General features: G+C 63.7%; 1 protein-coding gene. It reads left to right on the forward strand.

The window, feature by feature from the left end:
* Nucleotides 1–559: 559 nt before the first annotated feature.
* Nucleotides 560–2,386, forward strand: a complete 1,827-nt coding sequence (locus H4N64_RS43990) for a reverse transcriptase/maturase family protein (RefSeq protein WP_186288234.1) — start codon at nucleotides 560–562, stop codon at nucleotides 2,384–2,386.
* Nucleotides 2,387–2,462: the final 76 nt, after the last annotated feature.

Here is a 2,462-nt window from a genome sequence, read left to right on the forward strand (position 1 = left end):
TGAGCACGGGCGTGGTGCGCCGTTTCACTCGGCGCTGGATCGTTCCCGCAGGGAACATGAGGATCGGAGGGAGCAACACCTCGTGGGTCACCCGCCTTACCTGAACGCGAAAGCGCGAGGGGACCAGAGCATGGCGGGAAAGCGCGGGACGCAGAGAAGGCGTCGAAGGCGTGGCCGTGCAAGACCCGTGCGATGGGGCGAAGGCCGAACTGCTTGAAGTCTGAGTCTCCAGAGATGCAAGTGGTCATCCTCCGACACGACGCCTTATGTCGGAGCCGTCGGTACAGGGCCGCAGAGGCACGCCACGGCCCCAATCCTTCCGGCCGGCGGGCAGCGGGCAGTGAGCTCGCCCAAGGGGACGGAAAGACCGCCTACGTCGCACTCGATACGTCCAGTGCAAGGGGAATGCGGGATCGCCTACGGGGCACGAGTCCTATGGCGACGGAGGGTCCGTAGTAGTCGCCGGAGTCACGACCGGCCAGGGAGGACGGGAAAGCCGTCCACACGGGCAAAGGGACCCAGGTGTCAGCAGATCATCCATGTTGGCGAGGTATGCGAAATGCAGAGCGCCGAAGCCGTACTGGGGATCATTCGCGAATGCGGCAGGAAGGGGCTGCCGCTGGAACGACTCTACCGATGCTTGTTCAATCCGGAGTTGTACCTGCTCGCCTACGGGCGGATCTATCGCAACGCGGGGGCCATGACCCCGGGCAGCACGCCGGAAACGGCGGACGGGATGCGCCTGGACAAAATCCAGGACATCATCAACACGCTCCGCGCGGAACGTTACCGCTGGACGCCGACGCGACGCGTCTACATCGAAAAGAAAGGATCAACGAAGAAGCGTCCACTCGGAGTCACGTCATGGACGGACAAGCTGCTGCAAGAGGTGATGCGGCTCCTGCTGGAGGCGTATTACGAACCGCAGTTCTCCGACCGGTCGCACGGGTTCCGACCCGGACGAGGCTGCCGCACCGCGTTACAGAGCATCTGCCCTGGCTGGCGGGGCACGACATGGTTCATCGAGGGCGACATCACCGACTGCTTCGGGTCCCTCGACCACTCGATCATGAGGTCGATCCTGGCCGAGAAGATCCACGACGGTCGGTTCCTGCGCCTGATCGATGGACTGCTCCGGGCCGGATATCTGGAGGAATGGCGCTATCACGCAACGCTCAGCGGTTGTCCGCAAGGCGGTGTGATCTCGCCCGTCCTCTCGAATATCTACCTGGACCGGCTGGACAAATACATCGAGTCGAACCTGCTACCCGCCTACAACCGTGGAAAACAGCGCCAGTTCAACCGCGCGTACATGCGGCTACGTGACGCCGCACGGCGCCAGGCAAAGCTCGGGAACCGAGACAAGACACGAATGCTGTGGCAGCAGATGCAGCGGCTGCCCTCTCGCGACCCGACCGATCCAGGGTTTCGACGGCTTCACTACTGCCGTTACGCGGACGACTGGCTACTGGGATTCACCGGCCCCAAGCGGGAGGCCGAGGAGATCAAGACGAAAGTCGGCGAGTTCCTGCACAGCGCACTGAAACTGGAACTCTCCCCGGCCAAGACTCTGATCACACATGGGCGGACGCGTCCCGCTCACTTCCTCGGCTATGAGATCACGGTCTACCAGAGCGACACCAAGCACTCTCAGCGCGGCTGGCGCAGCATCAATGGTCAGATTGGGCTGAAAGTACCCCGAGGCGTCGCCCACTCAAAGGCCAAACCTTACCTCCGGCATGGCAAACCGATCCACCGCCCCGAGCGCATGACCGACAGCGATTTCTCGATCATCGCGCAATACCAGGCGGAATACCGGGGCGTCGTGAACTACTACCAACTGGCCGTCAACCGGCACCCGTTCGAACGGCTGAAGTACGTCATGCAGTGCTCGTTGACCAAGACGCTGGCGCACAAGTACCGCATCAGCGTCCCCGAGGTCTACCGGCGCTACCGTGCCGTCCTGGCCACCGACCACGGCCCCCGACAGGGACTGCAAGTGGTCATCGAGCGCGGTGGCGACCGAAAGCCACTGGTGGCCCAGTGGGGAGGGATCTCCCTGGCCCGCACAACCGTGGTCAAGTCCCTGGACGACCACCCCCCGAAGGTCTGGAGCAACCAACGGTCCGAACTGGTGCAACGGCTTCTCGCCGAGGCGTGCGAACTCTGCGGGTCCGGACAGAACACCGAGGTGCACCACATCCGGCACCTGAAAGATCTTCAACGGAAAGGGCGGGCTCCCAAGCCCGAATGGGCCGAGCGCATGGCCAGCCGCCGTCGCAAGACCCTGGTCGTCTGCCGCCGCTGCCACCACGCCATCCATAACGGACAGCCGACAGGGCAGCAAACGCGGAACACGACACTGGAGAGCCGGGTGCGGTCATAAGCCGCACGCCCGGTTCGGGAAGGGGCCGTCGGAAAAGGACCCGAGTCCCGGGCACCTCGTCGGCGGCCTACTTCAC

Source organism: Streptomyces cupreus (genome assembly GCF_014257025.1).
Taxonomy (GTDB): Bacteria; Actinomycetota; Actinomycetes; order Streptomycetales; family Streptomycetaceae; genus Streptomyces; species Streptomyces cupreus.